This window comes from Streptomyces sp. NPDC059788 (assembly GCF_042732265.1).
Taxonomy (GTDB): Bacteria; Actinomycetota; Actinomycetes; order Streptomycetales; family Streptomycetaceae; genus Streptomyces.
In genome coordinates this window covers 39,791-63,242 of the sequence record NZ_JBHWHY010000005.1, presented here as the reverse complement: position 1 = coordinate 63,242, position 23,452 = coordinate 39,791, and the positions used below count along the sequence as shown (strand labels likewise).

Below are 23,452 nucleotides of genomic sequence, written 5' to 3'. Positions count from 1 at the left end.
GATTAACTCGCGATGGCTTGATCGAAGGGCCCGGAGCGGGTCCGGATGGTGTGCACTTTCGGGGGTTGTGTATCCATGCCACAAGGCGTACGACCGAGGCCGTGGCCCAGCCACGCCCACGGGGTCGCGACATCGTGTCGCGCGGTTTCCGTCCGGCCGCACCCACTGCGATCACCCTGATTTCCCGTACGGCTCCACCGCGGCGCCGGTCCACCGACACCTGACGCGCCGCCGCGTGTGAACCTCGGTATTTCCCTGCGTTTACGGTAACGACCAGGCCCGCCCCGGCAGTTCGCCGAACGGGTCACCGACAGGGTGCCCAGGGGAAAATCTGTTCACCCTTGACCTTGGTCCCGGGTGTGTGAGAACACGGCTTCGGAGACCGGCCCGCCGGATTCTCCGTTCTCCGTTCCTTTTCCCTTGTTTCCCTTGCCGTTTGCCCGTCCGGACCGACCGCCGGACGAAATCACCGGACCCCTCCCGTGGAGCGGGCCCGGCGTCACCGCCGAACGCCGTAAGCCCCTTACCGCCGCACTCTCCGGCGCTGCCATTCCCGCAGGACGTCACCGCCCTGCCGTCGGGCCGCCGTGCGCGGCGGTGTGCCCGGCACGCCGCCGACCGCCGCCGTCCCCCGACGCCGCCCACCCGATCCCGCAGACGACCGACCAGTGCCGCATTGCCCTGTGCGGGGCAGGAAGAAGGAAACAGCTCATGATCCCGTTGTCCTTTGCGCAGCGCCGGCTGTGGTTCCTGCACAAGCTGGAGGGCCCGTCGGCGACGTACAACATGCCGCTGACGCTGCGTCTGAAGGGCAAGGTGGACGCGAGGGCACTGCGGACGGCCCTGCGGGACGTGATGACCCGGCACGAGACGCTGCGCACCGTCTTCCCCGAGGTGGACGGCGAGCCGCGCCAAGTCGTGCTGGACGCCGCCGAAGCCGACTTCGGGTGGGAACACCGCGCGGTCCGGGAGGCGGAGCTGCAGGCCGCGCTGGAAAGGGCGGCCCGGCACCACTTCGATCTGGGCACCGAGGTCCCGGTCCGCGTGTGGCTGTACGAGACCGGCCCCGAGGACCACGTGCTGCTGCTGTTGCTCCATCACATCGCGGGCGACGGCTGGTCCATGGGCCCGCTGGCCCGCGACGTCGTCGAGGCGTACACCGCGCGCGCCGAGCGACGCGACCCCGACTGGCCCGAACTCCCGGTGCAGTACGTCGACTACACCCTGTGGCAGCGCGAACTGCTCGGCGACGAGAACGACCCGGACAGCGTCTTCACCCAGCAGGTCGCCTACTGGCGGGACCAGCTGGACGGCCTGCCCGACCTGGTGAGCTTCCCCACCGACCGCCCGCGCCCCGCCGTGGCCTCCTACGCGGGCGAGCACCTCACCTTCGACCTGGACCCCGCGCTGCACCGGCGGCTGGTGGAGCTGGCCCGGCAGTCGAACACGACCGTCTTCATGGTGCTGCAGGCCGCGATGGCCGCGCTGCTCACCCGCCTCGGCGGCGGCCACGACATCCCCCTGGGCAGCGGCGTCGCCGGCCGCACCGACGAGGGCCTGGACGACCTCATCGGCTTCTTCGTCAACACCTTCGTCCTGCGTACGGACACCTCGGGCGACCCCGCCTTCGAGGAACTGCTCGGCCGCGTACGGCGCACGAGCCTCGCCGCGTACGAGCACCAGGACGTACCGTTCGAGCACCTGGTGGAACGCCTCAACCCGCGGCGCTCCACCGCCCACCACCCCCTCTTCCAGGTCGCCCTGGTCCTCCAGAACGCCCCGAGCGAGGACTTCCAGCTGCCGGGCCTCCAGGTCCAGGCCGAGGTGGTGAGCGCCGGCACCTCGCGCTTCGACATGCTCATCTCCCTGACCGAGGGCCACGACGCGACCCACGGCCCGGCCGGCATCGAGACCGTCGTCGAGTACGCCACCGAGCTGTTCGACCGCGCCACGGTCGAAGGCCTGCTGGCCCGCTGGGTACGCGTACTGGAGCAGGTGACGGCCGACCCGTCGCTGCGGATCGGCGAGCTGGAACTGCTGTCCGGCGCCGAGCGCGACCAGGTGGTGTCCGGCTGGAACCGGACGGCCGCCGAGGTGCCCGGCACGACCCTGGCCGCCTCCGTCTCGCACCACGCCCGCCGGGACGCCGACGCCCTTGCGGTCGTATGCGGTGACGCGACCCTGACATACGGGGAGCTGGACGCGCGGGCGAACCGGCTGGCGCACTGGCTGATCGGTCAGGGTGTGGGTCCGGAGCAGCTGGTGGGGGTGATGCTGCCGCGCTCGGTGGAGATGGTGGTCGCCGTCCTCGGCATCCTCAAGGCCGGTGGCGCGTATGTGCCGGTGGACCCGGAGTACCCCCGCGAACGCCGGGAGTTCATCCTCGGCGACGCGGCGCCGGTGCTGGTGCTGGACGCGGCGGCGCTGCGCCGGGACGCGACGGACGGGTTCCCGGACACCGACCCGGGTGTGCGCGTGGAGCTGGACCATCCCGCGTACGTGATCTACACGTCCGGCTCCACCGGCCTGCCCAAGGGTGTGGTGGTCTCCCTTCGGGGTGTGGCGAGCCTGGCGCACGCGCAGGTCGGGCGGTTCGGGGTGTCGGCGGGCAGCCGGGTGTTGCAGTTCGCGTCGCCGAGTTTCGATGCGGCGTGGTGGGAGTTGGTGATGGCGTTTTCGTCTGGTGCCACGCTGGTGGTGCCGGAGGAAGGTCGCCTGGTGGGTGAGGCGTTGCTGGCGGTGTTGGCTGAGCAGCGTGTGTCGCATGTGACGTTGCCGCCGTCGGTGTTGGGGGCGTTGCCGTCGGGTGCGGAGGCGGGGTTGCCGGAGTTGCGGGCGATCGCGTTGGCGGGGGAGGCGGTGCCGCCGGAGCTGATAGCTCGCTGGGCGGTCGGGGGCCGGGAGGTCGTCAACGCGTACGGGCCGACGGAGTCGACGGTCTGTGTCTCGATGAGCGGGACCACGGACGTCACGGTGGCGCCGATCGGCCACCCCGTCAGCAATACGCGTGCGTATGTGCTGGATGCGGTGTTGCGGCCGGTGCCGGTGGGTGTGGCTGGTGAGCTGTATGTGTCGGGTGCGGGGTTGGCGCGGGGGTATGCGAACCGGGCCGGGCTGACGGCGGAGCGGTTTGTGGCGTCGCCGTTCGAGCCGGGTGTGCGGATGTATCGCACCGGGGATCTGGCGCGGTGGCGTGCCGATGGGCAGTTGGAGTATCTGGGGCGGGCGGACGAGCAGGTCAAGGTCCGTGGTTTCCGTGTCGAGCCCGGTGAGATCGAATCCGCGCTGACCGCTTCCGAGGGCGTACGCCAGGCCGTGGTGGTGGCCCGCGAGGACACCCCGGGTGACCAGCGGCTGGCCGCGTACGTGGTGGCAGATCCCGACACGGCGCTGCGAGCCGGTACGGAGGCCGACGCGGATGCGCAGGTCGAGGAGTGGCGGGAGATCTACGACGGGGTCTATGCCGAGACCGGCACCAGGGGCGTGGGTTTCGGTGAGGATTTCTCCGGCTGGGACAGCTCGTACACGGGTGAGCCGATTCCGCTGAGCGAGATGCGCGCGTGGCGGGATGCGGTCGTGGACCGGGTGCGGGAGTTCGGCGGCTCGCGGGTGCTGGAGGTCGGTTTGGGTGCCGGTCTGCTGATGGCGCACCTGGCGCCGGACGTGGACGAGTACTGGGGTACGGACCTGTCGGCCGCGGTGATCGAGCGCTTGTCGGCGCAGGTGGCGCAGGCGGGGTTGGACGGCCGCGTCCGGCTGCGCGCTCAGGCGGCCGACGATGTGGACGGCCTTCCGGCGGGTCACTTCGACACGGTCCTGATCAACTCGGTGATCCAGTACTTCCCCGACGGCGCCTACCTGGCGCAGGTCGTCGACCAGCTCCTCACCCTCGTCGCCCCCGGTGGCCGTCTGGTCATCGGCGACGTCCGGCACGCCGGGTCGCTGCGCACGCTGCACGCGGCCGTCCACGCCGGTCGCGGCGCGTCCGCACGGGCGGTGGCCGACCGGGCGGTGCTGCTGGAGAAGGAACTGGTGACGGCTCCGGAGTTCTTTGCCGAACTGGCGGCGCGCGACGAGCGGGTGGGCGCCCTGGACATCCGGCTCAAGCCCGGCGCGTACCACAACGAGCTGACCCGGCACCGCTATGAGGTCGTGCTGCACAAGGCGCCCGCGCGGGTCGTGGACGTGGCTTCAGTACGTCAGCTGGCATGGACACCCGAGCTGGATCTGACCGCGGTGCTGACCCGCTTCGAGGGCGCGCCGCTGCGTATCACCGGGATTCCCAGTGCGCGGCTGGTCGCCGAGGTGGCGGCCGAACGGAGGCTGGACGGGCTGGACGCCGAGGACTTCGGCGGGGCCGCTCCCGTCGATCCGCAGGACCTGACCGCGCAGGGCCGGGAGTGCGGTCTGCACGTGGTGCCGACCTGGTCGGCGCGGTCGGTGGCGCTGTTCGACGCGGTGATCCTTCCGGCGGATGCCGAGGGCGCCGCCCTGTCGGGCGTGTACGTGCCCGCCGCCACCGGCGGCCCCTGGACCAACAACCCGGTTGCCGCCCGTGGCATCGGCGCGGTCGTGAAGGCGGCCCGTGCGCGGCTCGCCGAGCGGCTTCCGGAGTACATGGTCCCCTCCGCCGTCATGGTTCTGGACCGGCTTCCGCTGACGCCGAACGGCAAGGTGGACCGCAAGGCTCTGCCCGTGCCGGAGTACGCCGTCACCACGAGCGGCCGCAAGCCCCGCAACGACCGGGAAGCCGCCCTCTGCGGTCTGTTCGCCGAGGTGCTGGGCGTGGACCGGGTCGGTATCGACGACAGTTTCTTCGACCTGGGCGGGCACTCCCTGCTCGCCACCCGTCTCGTCAGCCGCATCCGCAGCGCCCTCGACATCGAGATTCCCATCAAGGACGTGTTCGGCGCGCCGACGGTGGCCGCGCTGGCCGGACGGCTGGCGGCGGCCGAGGGGCAGGCCCGTACGGCGCTGGTGCGGATGCCGCGCCCCGAGCGGGTGCCGCTGTCCTTCGCGCAGCGCCGCCTGTGGTTCCTGCACAAGCTGGAGGGCCCGTCCGCCACGTACAACATGCCGCTGGTGCTGCGCCTGACGGGCGGCGTCAACGCGGATGTCCTGCGGGCGGCGCTGGGCGACGTGGTGGCGCGGCACGAGCCGCTGCGCACCGTCTTCCGCGAGGACCACGACGGCGAGCCGTACCAGCTGGTGCTGGACGCCGCCGACGCGGGCTTCGGCTGGGAGCGCCGCACGGTCACCGAAGCGGACCTGCCCGCGGTTCTGGAGGAAGAGGCGCGGTACGGCTTCGACCTGGCCTCCGAGGTTCCGCTGCGGGCCTGGCTGCACGACATCGACGGCGGCACCGGCGTCCTGCTGCTCCTGCTGCACCACATCGCGGGCGACGGCTGGTCCATGGGCCCCCTGGCGCGCGACGTCATGGCGTCGTACGGCGCCCGCGTCCAGGGCGATGCCCCGCAGTGGGCGGAGCTGCCGGTGCAGTACGCCGACTACACGCTGTGGCAGCGGGAACTGCTCGGCGACGAGGGCGATCCGGACAGTGTCTACGCGAAGCAGGTGGACTACTGGACGGGCCGGCTGGCGGGCCTTCCCGACCAGGTGACCTTCCCCGCCGACCGGCCCCGCCCGGCCGTCACGTCCTACGAGGGCGGCCATCTGGCCTTCACCATCGACGCCGCTTTGCACGGTCGGCTGGTGGAGCTGGCGCGGCGGTCGAACACGACGGTGTTCATGGTGCTCCAGGCCGGTATGGCGGCGCTGATGACGCGTCTGGGGGCGGGGACGGACATTCCGCTGGGCTCGCCGATCGCAGGGCGGATGGACGACGCCCTCGACGACCTGGTGGGTTTCTTCGTCAATACGCTGGTGCTGCGTACGGACACCTCGGGTGATCCGAGTTTCGAGGAACTGCTCGGGCGCGTCCGGGACACCAGCCTGGCGGCATACGCGCACCAGGACGTGCCGTTCGAGCACCTGGTGGAACTGCTCAACCCCGAGCGCTCCACCTCCCACCACCCCCTCTTCCAGGTCATCCTGGGCCTCCAGAGCGGTCAGGAAGCCGCCTTCCGGCTCCCCGGCCTCCAGGTGGAGGTGGAGGGTGTCGATCTCAATGTGGCCAGGGCGGACCTGGTCTTCAACGTGGCCGAGGCGTACGACAGGTCCGGTGCGCCGACGGGCATCGAGGCGCTGGCCGAGTACGCGACGGCGCTGTACGACCGCGCCACCGTCGAGGGCTTCGCGGCGCGCTGGCTGCGCCTGCTGGAACAGGCCGTCGCCGACCCGTCGCGGCCCATCGGGCGGGCGGAGCTGCTGACCTCGCAGGAGCGCACCCGCCTGCTGGCCGACTGGAACGACACGGGCGCCGACGTACCCGCGAAGACGCTGGCCGGACTCTTCGAGGACGAGGTACGGCGGGCGCCGCAGGCCCCCGCCGTGCTGGCGGGCGGCCTGACCCTGTCGTACGGGGAGCTGAACGCACGCGCGAACCGGCTCGCGCACCGGCTGATCGGTCAGGGCGTGGGCCCGGAGAAGCTGGTGGGTGTGGTGCTGCCGCGTTCGGTGGAGATGGTGGTGGCCGTCCTCGGCATCCTCAAGGCCGGTGGCGCGTACGTACCCGTGGACCCGGACTACCCGCGGGAGCGCCGCGAGTTCATCCTCGCCGACGCGGCGCCCGTCCTCGTCCTGGACGAGGACGCGCTGCGCCAGGACCTGTCCGGCTTCCCCGACACCGACCCGGGCGTGCGCGTCGCCCTGGAACACCCCGCGTACGTCATCTACACCTCCGGCTCCACCGGCACGCCCAAGGGCGTCGTGGTCTCGCACACCGGTGTGGCGAGCCTGGCCCGCGCGCAGGGCCGCCCCATGGGGGTCGGCCCGGACAGCCGGGTGCTCCAGTTCGCGTCGCCCAGCTTCGACGCCGCCTGGGCGGAACTGGTGATGACGTTCTCCTCGGGTGCCGCGCTCGTGGTCCCGGAGGGCGGCCGCCTGGTCGGCGAGGCCCTCGCGGGCGTGCTCGCCGAGCACGGCGTGACGCAGGTGACGCTGCCGCCGTCCGTGCTGGGCGCGCTGCCGCCCGGCACGGAGTCGCGCCTGCCCGCGCTGCGGACGGTGCTGGTGGCCGGTGAGACCGTGCCGCCCGAGCTGGTGGCGCGCTGGTCGGCGGGCGGCCGTGAGGTCGTCAACGCGTACGGCCCGACGGAGTCCACGGTCTGCGTCTCGATGAGCGGCCCTGCGGACGCCGCGGACGCCTCGGTCGCGCCGATCGGCCGCCCGGTCGCCAACACCCGTACGTACGTGCTGGACGCCGGGCTGCGTCCGGTGCCGGTGGGCGTGGTGGGCGAGCTGTACGCGTCGGGTGCCGGTCTGGCGCGTGGGTACGCGAACCGGCCCGGCCTGACGGCGGAGCGGTTCGTCGCGTCGCCCTTCGAGCCGGGCGTACGGATGTACCGGACCGGCGACCTGGCACGTTGGCGTGCCGACGGTCAGCTGGAGTACCTGGGCCGCGCGGACGAGCAGGTGAAGGTGCGCGGATTCCGTATCGAGCCGGGCGAGATCGCCTCCCTGCTGGCCCTGTCCGACGGCGTACGGCAGGCGGCGGTCGTCGCCCGCGAGGACACCCCCGGCGATCAGCGGCTCGTCGCGTACGTCGTGTTCGAGGACGGCCACGACGGGTCGGCCCGCCCCGCCGAACTTCTCGCGCGCCTGGCGGAGCACCTGCCGGAGTACATGGTTCCGTCGGCGGTCGTGGTCCTGGACGGGCTGCCGCTGACGCCGAACGGGAAGCTGGACCGCAAGGCGCTGCCCGCCCCCGAGTACGCGGCCGGATCGGACGGCCGTGCCCCGCGCACCCCGCAGGAAGAGGTCCTGTGCGGCCTGTTCGCCGAGGTGCTGGGCGTGGACCGGGTCGGTATCGACGACAGTTTCTTCGACCTGGGCGGGCACTCCCTGCTCGCCACCCGTCTCGTCAGCCGCATCCGCAGCGTCCTGGGCACGGAACTGCCGATCAAGGACGTGTTCGGCGCGCCCACGGTGGCCGGACTGGCCGCGCGTCTGGAGGCGGCCGGCGGACAGGTCCGTACGGCGCTGGCGCCCATGCCCCGCCCGGATGCCGTGCCGCTGTCGTTCGCGCAGCGCCGCCTGTGGTTCCTGCACAAGCTGGAGGGGCCGTCCGCCACGTACAACATCCCGCTGGCCCTGCGGCTCGTGGGCGAGGTCGACACCGAGGCGCTGCACGCGGCCCTGCGGGACGTGATCGGGCGGCACGAGTCGCTGCGTACGGTCTTCCCCGAGCGCGACGGTGAGCCGTACCAGCGCGTGCTGGACCCGGCCGACGCCGACTTCGGCTGGGAGCGGCGTACGGTCACCGAGGCCGGGCTGCCGGCCGCCCTCGACGAGGCGGCCCGGTACGCCTTCGAGCTGGCCACGGACGTCCCGGTGCGCGCGCTGCTCTTCGGGACCGGCGCGCGGGAGAGTGTCCTGCTGCTTCTGATGCACCACATCGCGGGCGACGGCTGGTCCATGGGCCCGCTGGCCCGCGACGTGGTCACCGCCTACACCGCCCGCGTCCAGGGCGCGGCCCCGCAGTGGACCGCGCTGCCGGTGCAGTACGCGGACTACTCCCTGTGGCAGCGCGAGCTGCTCGGTGACGAGGCCGACGCGGACAGCGTCTACGCGAAGCAGGTGGACTACTGGCGTGAGCAGCTGGCAGGCCTGCCGGAACAGGTGACCTTCCCGGCCGACCGGCCGCGTCCGGCTGTCGCGTCCTACGAGGGCGCGTCCCTCCTCTTCGAGCTGGACGCCGCTTTGCACGGTCGGCTGGTGGAGCTGGCGCGGCGGTCGAGCACGACGGTGTTCATGGTGCTCCAGGCCGGTATGGCGGCGTTGCTGACGCGTCTGGGGGCGGGGACGGACATTCCGCTGGGCTCGCCGATCGCTGGGCGGATGGACGACGCTCTCGACGACCTGGTGGGTTTCTTCGTCAATACGCTGGTGCTGCGTACGGACACCTCGGGTGATCCGAGTTTCGAGGAGCTGCTCGGGCGCGTCCGGGACACCAGCCTGGCGGCGTATGCGCACCAGGATGTGCCGTTCGAGCACCTGGTGGAACTGCTCAACCCCGAGCGCTCCACCTCCCACCACCCCCTCTTCCAGGTCATCCTGGGCCTCCAGAACGCCCAGGAGGCCGGCTTCGCCCTGCCGGGCGTCGAGGTGGACGTCGAAGGCGTCGACCTGGACGTCTCCAAGGCCGACCTCGAACTGAACATCGTGGAGCGGCACGGCGCGGACGGCGCGCCGCAGGGCGTCGTCTCCGCCGTCCAGTACTCCACCGAGCTGTTCGACCGGTCGACGGTCCAGGGCCTGCTGGCCCGCTGGGCGCGGCTGCTGGAGCAGGTGACGGCGGACGCGTCGCTGCGGATCGGCCAGGTCGAGCTGCTGTCCGGCGCGGAGCGCGGCCGGGTCGTGTCCGAGTGGAACCGGACGGCCGTCGAGGTGCCGGCCGCCACGCTCGCCGGGCTGTTCGGCGGCCACGCGCGCCGCGACGCGGATGCCGTCGCGGTCGTCCGCGGTGCCGAGTCCCTGTCGTACGGGGAGCTGGACGCGCGGGCGAACCGGCTGGCGCACTGGCTGCGGGGCCAGGGTGTGGGCCCGGAGAAGCTGGTGGGCGTGGTGCTGCCGCGTTCGGTGGAGATGGTGGTGGCCGTCCTCGCCGTACTCAAGGCCGGTGGCGCGTACGTACCCGTCGACCCTGAATACCCGTCGGAGCGACGGGAGTTCATCCTCGGTGACTCCGGGCCCGTCCTCGTCCTGGACGAGGCGGCGCTGCGCCAGGACCTGTCCGGCTTCCCGGACACCGACCCGGGCGTGCGCGTCGCACCGGAACACCCCGCGTACGTCATCTACACCTCCGGCTCGACCGGGCGGCCCAAGGGGGTCGTCGTCCCGCACCGGGGCGTGGCGAGCCTGTCGCACGCGCAGACCGGGCGGCTCGGGGTGACGGCCGGCAGCCGGGTGCTCCAGTTCGCCTCGCCCAGCTTCGACGCCGCCTGGTGGGAGCTGGTGATGGCGTTCGGCTCGGGCGCCACGCTGGTGGTGCCCGAGGGCGGGCGGCTGGTCGGCGAGGCCCTGGTGGAGGTGCTGGCCCGGCAGCGGGTGACGCACCTGACGCTGCCGCCGTCCGTGCTGGGCGCGGTCCCGGCGGGCGCCGAGACCGGGCTGGGCGCCCTTGCGACGGTGGTGCTGGCGGGCGAGGCCGCGCCGCCGGAGCTGATCGCCCGGTGGTCGGCGGGCGGCCGCGAGGTCGTGAACGCGTACGGCCCGACGGAGTCCACGGTCTGCGTCTCGATGAGCGGGGCCGTGGACGACTCGGCCGCGCCGATCGGGCACCCGGTCGCCAACACCCGTACGTACGTGCTGGACGCCGGGCTGCGTCCGGTGCCGGTGGGCGTGGTCGGTGAGCTGTACGCGTCGGGCGCGGGCCTGGCGCGTGGGTACGCGGGCCGTCCGGGGCTGACGGCGGAGCGGTTCGTCGCGTCGCCCTTCGAGCCGGGTGTGCGGATGTACCGGACCGGTGACCTGGCGCGGTGGCGCGAGGACGGCCAGCTGGAGTACGCGGGCCGCGCCGACGAGCAGGTGAAGCTGCGCGGCTTCCGTATCGAACCCGGCGAGATCGAGTCCGCGCTGACCGGCTTCGACGGCGTCCGGCAGGCCGCCGTCGTCGTGCGCGAGGACACGCCCGGTGACCAGCGGCTCGTCGCCTACGCCGTGCCGGACGCCGCGGGCGGGACCGCTGCCGCCGACCCGGCGGCACTCCTCGCGCGCCTGGCGGAACGCCTGCCGGAGTACCTGGTACCGGCCGCCGTGCTGCTGCTGGACCGGCTCCCGCTGACGCCCAACGACAAGCTCGACCGCAGGGCCCTGCCCGTGCCGGACTATGCGGCCGGCGCCGGGGACGGTGACGGCCGCGCCGCGCGCACCCCGCAGGAGGAGACGCTGTGCCGTCTGTTCCGCGAGGTGCTGGACGTGGAGCGGGTCGGCCTGGACGACAGCTTCTTCGACCTGGGCGGCCACTCGCTGCTCGCCACCCGGCTCGTCAGCCGGGTACGCGCCGAACTCGACGTGGAACTGCCCTTCCGGGTGCTGTTCGAAGCGCCGACCGTGGCCGGACTGGTCGAACAGCTGGGCCTCGGCGGCCCGACGCGCACCTCGCTCGGCCCCATGCCGCGCCCCGACGCGATCCCGCTGTCCTTCGCGCAGCGCCGCCTGTGGTTCCTGCACCAGCTGGAGGGCCCGTCGGCGACGTACAACATGCCGCTGCCGCTGCGCCTGAAGGGCACCGTGGACCACGAGGCACTGCGGGCCGCGCTGCACGACACGGTCGGGCGGCACGACGCGCTGCGTACGGTCTTCCGTGTCACCGACGGCGAGCCCCACCAGGTGGTCCTGGACGCCGCCGACGCCGACTTCGGCTGGGAGCGCCGCACGGTCACCGAGGCCGAGTTGCCCGCCGCCCTCGACGAGGCGGCCCGGTACGCCTTCGACCTGACCGCCGGGCTGCCCTTCCGCGCCCGCCTGTTCGAGCTGGGCCCGGACGACTGCGTCCTCCTGCTGCTCCTGCACCACATCACCGGCGACGGCTGGTCCATGGGGCCGCTGGCCCGCGACGTGGTGACGGCGTACGAGGCGCGCAAGCGCGGTGCGGCACCCCACTGGGAGGCCCTGCCGGTGCAGTACGTCGACTACACGCTGTGGCAGCGCGAACTGCTCGGCGACGAGGACGACCCGGACAGCATGTACGGACAGCAAGTGGCCTACTGGCGCGAGGCGCTGGCCGGGCTTCCCGAACAGATCGCCCTGCCCGCCGACCGGCCCCGCCCCGCCGTGGCCTCGTACACGGGCGCCTCGGTGCCCTTCGAGCTGGACGCCGCGGTGCACGCGCGGCTGGCGGAGCTGGCCCGCGCCTCGGGCGGCACGGTCTTCATGGCCCTCCAGGCGGCCCTGGCCGGGCTGCTGACGCGGCTCGGCGCCGGCACCGACATCCCGGTGGGCTCCCCGGTCGCCGGGCGTATGGACGACGCGCTAAACGACCTCGTGGGCTTCTTCGTCAACACGCTCGTGCTGCGTACGGACACCTCCGGCGACCCCGGCTTCGAGGAGCTGCTCGGCCGGGTCCGCGACACCAGCCTGGCGGCCTACGCGCACCAGGACGTGCCGTTCGACCACCTCGTCGAGCTGCTCAACCCCCGCCGCTCCACCGCGCACCACCCGCTCTTCCAGGTGATGCTGGTCCTCCAGGACGACCCGTCCGGCGGGTTCGCCCTGCCCGGCCTGGACGTCAGCGGCGAGGCGGTGGACATCGAAACGGCCAAGGTGGACCTGTCGGTCAACGTGCTGGAGCGGCACGGCGACGACGGCGCGCCGGCCGGCATCGCGGGCTCGGTGAAGTACGCCACCGACCTGTTCGACCGGTCCACGGTCGAAGGGCTGCTGGCCCGCTGGAAGCGGCTGCTGGAGCAGATGACGGCCGACCCGTCGCTGCCGCTCGGCCGGGTCCGGCTGCTCGACGAGCGGGAGCGCGGGCAGCTGCTCACCGCCTGGAACGACACGGCGGTGGAGGTGCCGGAGTTCACCCTCGCCGAGCAGTTCGAGATCCAGGTGCGGCGCGCCCCGGACGCGGTCGCGGTGGTGTGCGGCGCCGAGTCCGTGACGTACGGGGAGCTGAACGCGCGGGCCAACCGGCTGGCGCACCGGCTCATCGAGCAGGGCGTGGTGCCGGAGACGCTGGTGGCGGTGGTGCTGCCGCGGTCCGTGGACCTGGTGGTGGCGCTGCTGGCCGTGCTGAAGGCGGGCGGCGCGTACGTACCGGTCGATCCCGAATACCCCGAGGAGCGGCGGGCGTTCGTCCTCGCCGACGCGGCTCCGCTGCTCGTCCTGGACGAGGCGGCGCTGTCCCGGGACCTGTCCGGCTACCCGGACGACGACCCCGAGACCGACATCGGGATGGAGCACCCGGCGTACGTCATCTACACCTCCGGCTCCACCGGCACCCCCAAGGGCGTGGTGACCGAACACCGCGCCGTCGTCAACTACCTCAACTGGTCCGCCCACCACTATCCGGCGGCCCGCGGCGCCACCCTGGTGCCCACCTCGATCGCCTTCGACCTCACCGTCACCGGCCTCTACACGACCCTGACCGTCGGCGGCCGGGTCTACCTGGGCAGCCTGGACGAGGTGGCCGGGCAGGACAACGCGGTGCCGGTGGCGCTCCTGAAGGCCACCCCCTCGCACCTGCCGCTCCTCGGTGACCTGCCCAAGCGCTGGTCGCCCGGGGAGATGCTGATCCTCGGCGGCGAGGCCCTGACCGCCGCGGCCCTCCAGCAGTGGCGCGCCGATCACCGGCGGGTGACCGTCGTCAACGCCTACGGGCCGACCGAGACGACCGTCAACTGCACCGAGTTCCGCATCGGCCCCAAGCAGAAGCTGCCCGCCGGGCCGGTGCCCATCGGCCGCCCTTTCTGGAACATGCGGGCCTACGTCCTCGACGAGCGCCTCGAACCGGTGCCGACCGGCACCGCGGGCGAGCTGTACGTGGCCGGCGCCCAGCTGGCCCGCGGCTACCTCGGCCGCGCGGGACTGACCGCCGAACGCTTCGTGGCCTGCCCGTTCGAGCCGGGCGTACGGATGTACCGCACCGGTGACCTGGCGCGCTGGCGGCCGGACGGCCAGCTGGAGTACGCGGGCCGGGCCGACGAACAGATCAAGATCCGCGGCTTCCGCGTCGAGCCCGGCGAGGTCGCCTCGGCCCTGCTGGACCACCCGGACGTGCGGCAGGCCGTCGTCGTGGCCCGCGACAGCGGCCAGGGCGACACCCGGCTCGTCGGCTACGTGGTGCCCGGGAACCGCGCCGACGGCCCGGCCGCCGTGGACACCGCCGCGCTGCGCGCCCACGCCGCCGAACGGCTGCCGGAGTACATGGTCCCGGCGGCGGTGGTGGCCCTCGACGCCGTACCGCTGACGCCCAACGGCAAGCTCGACCACCGGGCCCTGCCCGCACCCGACTTCGGCGCCCTCAGCGCGGGGCGTGCGCCGCGCACTCCGCGCGAGGAGATGCTGTGCGGGCTGTACGCCGAGGTGCTCGGTGTCGAGCGGGTCTCCGTCGACGACAGCTTCTTCGACCTGGGCGGCCACTCCCTGCTCGCCACCCGGCTGGTCGGCCGGGTCCGCGCGGTCCTCGGCGTCGAGCTGCCGCTCGGCGCGGTCTTCGAGGCGCCGACGGTCGCCGGGCTGGCCGCCCGGCTGGACGCGGCCGGGGGACAGGTGCGTACGGCACTCGTGCCCATGCCGCGCCCGCAGGCCGTACCGCTGTCCTTCGCCCAGCGCCGCCTGTGGTTCCTGCACCAGCTGGAGGGCCCGTCCGCCGCCTACAACTGGCCGCTCGCGCTCCGGCTGACCGGCACCGTGGACCGGCAGGCACTGCGCGAAGCCCTGAACGACCTGGTCGGGCGGCACGAGTCGCTGCGCACCGTCTTCCCGGACGTGGACGGCGAACCCCGGCAGGTGGTGCTCGACCCGGCCGACGCCGTACTGGACCTGCGGGCCGAGGAGGTGACGGCGGAGCGGCTGCACCAGGCCGTGCAGGAGGCCGCCGGGCACCGCTTCGGGCTGGGCGGCGAACCTCCCGTACGGGCCTGGCTGTTCGAGCAGCCCGGCGCAGGCGCGCCCGTCCTGGTCCTCGTGATGCACCACATCATCGGCGACGGCGCCTCCCGCGCCCCGCTGATGCGCGACCTGCGGACCGCCTACGAGGCCCGCCTCGCGGGCACCGCCCCCGAATGGCGCGCGCTGCCCGTCCAGTACGCCGACTACGCGATCTGGCAGCAGGAACTCCTCGGCCGGGCCGACGAGCCGGACAGCATGGTCGCACGCCAGCTCGCTTACTGGAAGGACGCGCTCGACGGCATCCCGGCCCAGCTGGAACTGCCCACCGACCGGCCGCGCCCCGCCGTCGCCGACTACCGCGGCGACCTGCTGCCCTTCACCCTGGACGCGGAACTGCACGCCGCGCTGTGCCAACTGGCGGCGGACACCCACACCACCCTGTTCATGGTGCTCCAGACCGGATTCGCCGCGCTGCTGTCCCGGCTCGGCGCCGGTCACGACATCCCGGTCGGCGTCCCGATCGCGGGCCGCACCGACGAGGCACTGACCGACCTGGTCGGCTTCTTCGTCAACACGCTGGTGCTGCGCACGGACACCTCCGGCGACCCCCGGTTCGGCGATCTCCTCGCCCGCGTACGGGACCGCTCCCTGGCCGCCTACGCCCACCAGGACCTGCCGTTCGAGTACCTGGTCGAGGCGCTCAACCCGGTGCGGTCGCTGTCCGGCAACGCGCTGTTCCAGGTCATGTTCGCGCTCCAGAACGTGGCCGCGCCGACGCTGACCATGGCCGGCGCCGAGGCCGAGCCGTACCCGCTGGACAGCGACAACTCCAAGTTCGACCTGTTCCTGAGCATGGGCGAGGCCCGGACCGGGGCGGGCGGCCCGGACGGCATCAGCGCCACGCTGGAGTACGCCACCGAGCTGTTCGACCGGAGCACCGCGCGGAAGATCGCCGCCTGGTACGTCGGCTTCCTGCGCGCCGTGGTGCGCGACCCGTCCGTACGCGTCACCGACGCCCGGCTGCTCTCCGACGACGAGCGCACCGAACTGCTCCGGACGCGCAACGCGACCGGCGGCGGCACGCCCGCCGGGCTGCCGCACGAGCGGTTCGAGCGGCAGGCGGCCCGCGCCCCCGGCGCCCTCGCCGTGCGCGCGGGCGACGACGAGACGGACTACGCGGACCTCAACCGCCGCGCCAACCGTCTCGCGCGCCTCCTGCTGGACGGCGGCATCGGCCGGGAGAGCGTGGTGGCGCTGGCGCTGCCCCGCACGGTGGACCTGGTCGTGGCGCTGCTCGCCGTCTGGAAGGCCGGCGCGGCCTACCTGCCGCTCGACCCGGCCAACCCCTCCGACCGCCTCGCGTACGTCCTCAAGGACGCGGCACCGGCCGCCGTGATCACCACCCCGGCGCTGCACGGCGCCCTGCCGGGACCGCTGCCCGAGCAGTGCGTCCGGCTCGGCGATCCGGAGACCGAGGAGCGGCTCCTCGCCCGCGGGGACGACGACGTGACCGACGCCGAACGCGGCACCCCCATCCACCCGGCGGACGCCGCGTACGTCATCTACACCTCCGGCTCCACCGGCCGGCCGAAGGGCGTGGTGATCTCCTACGCGAGCATCGCGCACTTCCTGGACGCCGTACTGACCCGCGTACCGATGACGCCGGACGACCGCATGGTGGCCGCCACCACCATCACCTTCGACATCGCGGCCGTGGAGATCCACGCCCCGCTGCTGTCCGGCGCGAGCGTGGTGCTGGCCCCCTCCGAGGTCGCAAAGGACCCGCTCGCCCTGCGGCGCCTGGTCGCGGACAGCGGCGCGACCCTCTTCCAGGCCACGCCGTCGGTCTACCGGTCCATGCTGGGCGGCTCGGGCTCGGGCTCGGGCTCGGACTCGGGCTCGGGCTCCGGTTCCGGTTCCGGCGACGGGCCGGACGAGGGCGCGGGAGACCTCTCGGGCGTGCGGCTGCTGGTCGGCGGCGAGGCCCTGCCCGCCGCCCTGGCCGAGCGGCTGCACGCCCAGGGCGGCGGCGCCGTCAACCTCTACGGGCCGACGGAGGCCACCGTCTGGGTCACCGCCAGTGAGGTCACCGGGCCGCAGCAGCCGCCGATGATCGGCCGGCCGCTGCCGAACGTGCAGGTGTACGTCCTGGACGAGAAGCTGCGGCCGGTGCCGGACGGCGTCGTCGGCGAGCTGTACGCGGCCGGGCCCTTCCTCGCCCGCGGCTATCTCAACCGGCGCGGCCTGAGCGCCGAACGCTTCGTCGCCAACCCGTACGGCGGGCCCGGCGCGCGGATGTACCGCACCGGGGACCTCGTCAAATGGCGCGGCCGGCACGGCCTGGAATTCGTGGGCCGGGCCGACGACCAGGTCAAGGTCCGCGGCTTCCGCATCGAGCCGGGCGAGATCGAGGCCGCCCTCACCCGCCAGGACGGCATCGCCGCCGCCACCGTGCAGGTGCGCGAGGACCACGACGGCACCCCGCGCCTGGTCGGCTACGTCGTACCCGGCCCGGACACCGCGGCGGACGGCGACGGCGCCCGCCGGGTCGCCTCCTGGCAGGAGGTGTACGAGGAGGTCTACCGCGGCCAGGCCGACGGCGGCGGATTCTGGGAGGACTTCGGCATCTGGACCAGCAGCTACGACGGCTCGCCCATCCCGCTCGCCGACATGCACGCGTGGCGGACCGCCGCCGTCGAGGGCATCCGGCGCCTCGCGCCCCGCAACGTCCTCGAACTCGGCGTCGGCAACGGCCTGATCCTCTCCCAGGTCGCCCCGCACTGCGCGTCCTACTGGGGCACCGACTTCTCCGCCGCCGCCGTCGAGACCCTGCGGGCCCGCGTCGCGGACCGCGACGACCTGCGCGGACGCGTCGAACTGCGGGCCCAGCCCGCGGACGACACGACCGGGCTGCCCGAAGGGTTCTTCGACACCGTCGTCATCAACTCCGTCGCCCAGTACTTCCCCGACGCCCGCTACCTGACCGACGTCATCACCAAGGCCCTGGCCCTCCTCGCCCCGGGCGGCTCGCTCTACCTCGGCGACATCCGCAACCTGCGCCTGCTGCGCACCCTGCAGGCCGGAGTCGCCGCGGCAGCCCTCGGCGCCGACGCGGACCCGGCCGCCCTGCGCGCCCAGGCCGACCAGCGGACCGCGGCCGAGGAGGAACTCCTCCTCGCGCCGGACTTCTTCACCACGCTGGCCGCCGGCCTCCCGGACGCCGGGGGAGCCGACGTCCGCCTCAAGCGCGGCACCTTCGACAACGAACTGTCGCGCTACCGCTACGAAGTGGTCATCACCCGGAACCCGGCCGCCCCCGCCCAGGTGGCCGAGCTGCCCGCCGTCACCTGGGAGCAGCTGGGCGCCCGCCTCGACGGGCTGGCCGGACCGCTGCGCGAGCACCCGGGCGGCCTGCGGCTGACCGGTGTGCCCAACGCGCGCCTGGACGCCGACGCGTCCGTACTGCGCCGCATCGACGGCGGCACCGGCCCGGGGGCCGGAACCGACCCGGAGGCCGTGCACCAGTACGTGGAACGGCTCGGCTTCCACGCCGTCGCCACGTGGTCGGCCGCCCACGACGACCGCTTCGACGCCGTCGTGCTGCCCGGCCCCGACGAGCCGGGCACCCTCGTGGCGGCCTACCACGGCACGTCCCCCGACCGGGCGCCCGCCGACCGTACGCCCGCCGCGTACGCCAACAGCCCGGCCCGCACCGACCGGTCCGCCGAACTGAGCCGCGATCTGCGGGCGAAGCTGCGCCGGTGGCTGCCCGAGTACATGGTCCCGTCCGCGTTCGTCGTGCTGGACCGGCTGCCGCTCTCCCCGATCGGCAAGCTGGACCGCAAGGCCCTGCCCGCACCCGACTACGCGCTGCTCAGCGGCGGCCGGGAGCCCCGCACGCCCCGCGAGGAAGCCCTGTGCGGGCTGTTCGCCGAGGTGCTGGGGCTGGAGCGGGTCGGCATCGACGACAGCTTCTTCGAACTGGGCGGCCACTCGCTGCTCGCGACCCGGCTGGTCAGCCGCATCCGCCGGACGCTGGGCACCGAGGTGCCGATCGCCGCGGTGTTCGAGGCGCCCACGGTGGCCGGGCTCGCGGGGCGGCTGGACGCGGGCGGCCTGGCCCGCACCGCGCCGGTGGCCGGACCGCGACCGGACGCCGTACCGCTGTCCTTCGCCCAGCGCCGCCTGTGGTTCCTGCACAAGCTGGAGGGCCCGTCGGCGACGTACAACATGCCGCTCGCGCTGCGGCTGAAGGGCACGGTCGATCACGAGGCACTGCGCGGCGCGCTGCACGACGTGATCGCCCGGCACGAGTCGCTGCGCACCGTCTTCCCCGAGGCCGACGGCGAGCCGCGGCAGGAGGTGCTGGAGGCCGCGGCCGTGGACTTCGGCTGGCGGGTGCGCGGCGTCACCGCGGCGGAACTGCCGGGCGCGCTGCGCGACGCTGCGGCCCACCCGTTCGACCTGTCCGTCGAACCGCCCGTACGGGCCGGACTGTTCGAGGAGACCGACGCCGACGGCGGACCCGGCCAGGTCCTGCTGATCCTGCTGCACCACATCGCGGGCGACGCCTGGTCGGCGGGCCGCCTGGTCCGCGACCTGGCCGCCGCCTACACCGCGCGCCGTGACGGCGGCACACCCCGCTGGCCCGCGCTGCCCGTGCAGTACATCGACTACGCGCTCTGGCAGCGGGACGTGCTCGGCGACGAGGACGACCCGGACAGCGCCATCTCCCGGCAGATCGCCTACTGGCAGAAGCTGCTGGACGGCGCGCCGGAAGAGCTGGCCCTGCCCGCCGACCGGCCGCGCCCGGCCGAGCCGAGCTACGAGGGCGGCGTCGTCGCCTTCGAACTGCCCGTCCGCATCCACCGCGGCCTGGTGTCGCTGGCCACCGCCTCCGGCGCCAGCCCCGCCATGGTCATCCAGGCGGCCGTCGCGGCGCTGCTGTCCAAGCACGGCGCGGGCGAGGACATCGTGCTCGGCACGCCCGTCGCGGGGCGGACCGACGAGTCACTGGACGACCTGGTCGGCTTCTTCGTCAACACGCTGGTGCTGCGCGCCGACCTGTCGGGCGACCCGGCGTTCGGCGAGCTGATCGACCGGGTCCGGCAGGCCGGTCTGGAGGCGTACGCCCACCAGGACCTGCCGTTCGAGCGGCTGGTGGAGATCATCAACCCGTACCGCTCGACGGCCCGGCACCCGCTCTTCCAGGTCATGGTCGACTTCGGGGTGCAGGGCGCCGAAGGCCCCGGCCTGTCCGGACTGGACGTCGAAGCGGTCGAACTGGAAGCCGGAGCCGCCAAGTTCGACCTGGACTTCACCTTCAACGAGCGCGTCGCGGACGACGGCACGCCCGGCGGAGTCCTGGGCACCCTGCGCTACGCCACCGAACTGTTCGACCGCGCGACGGCCGCCGCCCTCGCGGAGCGGCTCGTGGACCTGGTCGGCACGCTGGTTGCCGACCCGCGCCGCAAGGTGTCCCGGCTCGACGTACGGACCGCCGCAGAGCGCCGTCTCATGGCGGAGCCCGCGGCCCGGCGCCCGGAGCGCGCCGCCGTACCGGACACCGTGGTCCGGCTCTTCGAGCGGCAGGCGGCGGCCACACCGGAAGCGCTCGCCGTGGTAGCGGACGACGCCACGCTGACGTACGCGCAGCTCAACGGCCGCGCCAACCGGCTCGCCCGGCGGCTGGCCGGACTCGGCGCCGGGCCCGGACGGGTCGTGGCGACGGCGGTGCCGCCGTCCGCGCGGGCGGCCGTCGCGCTGCTGGCCGTCCTCAAGGCGGGCGCGGCGTATGTGGCGCTCGACGGTACGGAGGAGCCCGGGGCCGCCCGGGACGCCCTCGACGCGGCCGGTGCGCTGCTGGTCGTCGCCGGGCCGGGCTTCGACGCCGGGGCCGCGGGCGGCCGGACCGTCGTCCCGCCGGAGGAGGACTCCGGGGACGCGACGGCCGATGCCGCCGACCTCACCGACGCCGACCGGGCAGCACCCCTGCTGCCGGACCACCCGGCGGTCGGCGCCCACCGCCCCGGCCACCTCCCCGTACCGCACGCGGCGCTCACCGAACTGTTCGCCCACCACCAGGAGCACACCTTCGCCGACGCCCTGACCGCGTCGGGGGCGGAGCGGCTGCGCGTGGCGCCGACCGTCCCGCTCTCCGCGCCGGGCGCCTGGGACGCCCTGACCGCGCTGCTCGCCGGGCACGAGCTGCACCTGTACGACACCGGGCCCGGCCAGGGCCTGCCGTCCCCGCGGGACACCGCGGCGCACCTCGACGCCGCCGGCGTCCACCTGGTCGCCACCACCCCACGGCAGGCCGAACAACTGCTGGACGCGGGCCTGTGCCCGCCGGACGGCGACTCTCCCGCGCCCGTCGGCCTCGTGCTGTCCGGCGAGCCCGTCGGGACGGCGCTGCGGCACCGGCTGCGCGGTCTCCCGGCGACCCGGGCGTACGCCGTGCACCGGCCCGCCGGATGCGCCGCGGCGACACTGCCGGGCCGCGTGGCGGACTCGGCTGCGCCCACACTCGGCCATCCGTCGGCAGGCGGCGCCGTGTACGTCCTCGACGCCGGGCTGCGGCCCGTACCGCCGGGGGTGACGGGCGAGCTGTACGTCCACGTCCCGCAGCGGCACGCGGCGTACGCGGGCGCGGCCGTGCTCACCGGCGAGCGGCTGGTGCCCGACCCGTTCCGGCCGGGCGCGTGGATGTACCGCACGGGCGAGCTGGTACGCCGCCGCGCCGGCGCGGACGGGCTCGCGCCGGAGCTGGTCGCACAGGCGGGGGAGCGCGCCGTCCTGCGCGGCCTGCGGATCGAACCGCGCGCCGTCGAGGACGCGTTGACCGCCCACCCGGCCGTCACCGCGGCAGCGGTGGTCGTCCGCGAGGGCGGGGACGGGGAGGACACCCTGACGGCCTACGCCGTGCCCGGGCGAACCACCGACGGCACGCCCGAACCCGCCGCCCTCCGCGCCCACTTGGCACAGCGGCTGTCGGAACACCTCGTCCCGGCCGCCGTGATCCTCCTCGACCAACTGCCGCTCACCGCTGACGGCACCCTCGACCGGGCGGCGCTGCCGCTGCCCCAGGGGGAGGCCGACGGCGCCGGACGGCCGCCGCGCACCCCCAGGGAAGAACTCCTGTGCGGGCTGTTCGCGGAAATCCTCGGCGTTCCGCGGGTGAACGCCGACGACAATTTCTTCGAACTCGGCGGACATTCCCTCTCGGCGGTCCGGCTGCTCGTACGCATCCACGCGGTACTGGGCGTGGAATTCCCGGTGAAGGCCATTCTGGAAACACCCACGGTGGCCGGACTGGCCCGGCGACTGGACACGGACACCGAGGGCGGCGCGCTGGATGTCCTGCTGCCGCTGCGGACACACGGCAGCAAGCCGCCGGTCTTCTGCGTCCATGCCGGAAGCGGCCTCGGCTGGTCGTATTCGGGACTGCTGCGCCACCTCGACCCGGACGTACCCGTGTACGCCGTACAAGCGGCCGGTCTCGACGGTTCGGGAAATCTGCCGGATTCCGTCGAGGAAATGGCGGCGCACTACGTCGACCGCATCACCGAAACGCAGCCGGAAGGCCCGTACCACCTTCTCGGCTGGTCCTTCGGCGGAATCGTCGCGCACCGGATGGCGGACCTCCTGGAACGGCGCGGCAAGCGCGTCGGACTGCTCACCCTGCTCGACTGCCACCCCGTGAGCACGGTCGCCCGGGAGGAGGTCGAGGAGTCGCTCGCGAAGGTCGGTACGGCCGACGTCCACCGCGCCATGCTGGCACTTTTCGACATCGAACCGGACGAGGCCGAGGCCGCGCACCTCACCCACGAGAGGACCGTCGAGCTGCTCCGCACCAAGAACACCGCACTGGCCGGCCTCTCGGCGGCCGAGGTCCGGGCGATGACGGAGGTCACCGTCAACAACGCGCGCATCGGACTGGACGTGGCGCACCACCCCGTCGCCGCCCCGGCGTTGGTCGTCGCCGCCTCCGAAGAGACCGCGCACCAGCTCCTGCCGGGCGCGTGGGACCCGTATTTCGAAGGCGCCGTCGATTTCCGGGAGATTCCCTGCAAACACACCGACATGATGAATCCCGGACCGCTGGAGCACATCGGATCCGTGCTCTCCGAGAAGTTGCGGCAGGCGTTCCAGGAAGGCACGGACCGGTGACCTGACAACGGCGAACCGCCGTACCACCACGGCACGAAAAGGCCCCGGACGCCCGTACCGCGCCGACCGCTCATGCGGTTTCCGGCGCGGCCCGGGCGCAATTGACGGCGCGGCAGCAAATGCCCGGCGCCCGACGGCCGCGGGGCGCACGGGATTTGCCCGGGCGGGAAGATCTACGACCTTGACGCGGCACCGGACGGCTGGTTGACTCAAGTGAGATCCAGCAGGCGATCGGCCGGCCGGATCGGAAACAGACGGTGTGCATGTCTACGGGGGACTTCGATATGGCACGAGTCATGCGGAGAGGGCCGCGACCAACGGCCTCCGCGCAGGTGACCTCACGTACGGCGCGGCGTTCGTCGAACCGCCCCGGGTGACGTCGGCCAGGCGCTCGCGCGCGTCCGCCCGCGGCCGCTGACCCGACGCCCCCTCACGCGGGCCCGCCCGGGCCCCTCGCGTTCTCCCCTCGCCGTACGGCTGTTCCGCATCCGTACCCGAACGTATAACCGGTGTTCCGCGGCGCCCTGCCCGGCCGTCCGGACACCCGACCCTTCGCAGGCCGCCGCCCACCGGGCGGCGGGCCGTCCGGCGATGCCGTCAGCACGACGGC

The 23,452-nt window shown here is 73.6% G+C and carries 1 protein-coding gene; it reads left to right on the top strand.

Features of this window, described 5'->3' with window-relative positions; translation table 11 throughout:
• Positions 1-711 precede the first annotated feature (711 nt).
• A complete protein-coding gene (locus ACFV57_RS05980) occupies positions 712-22,842 on the top strand; it encodes a non-ribosomal peptide synthase/polyketide synthase (RefSeq protein WP_385226169.1) in 22,131 nt (7,376 codons plus the stop codon).
• Positions 22,843-23,452: the final 610 nt, after the last annotated feature.

Bases quoted from the DNA above. Each gene is read 5' to 3' on its own strand.
- ACFV57_RS05980 (WP_385226169.1), top strand. From the start codon at position 712: ATGATCCCGTTGTCCTTTGCGCAGCGCCGGCTGTGGTTCCTGCACAAG.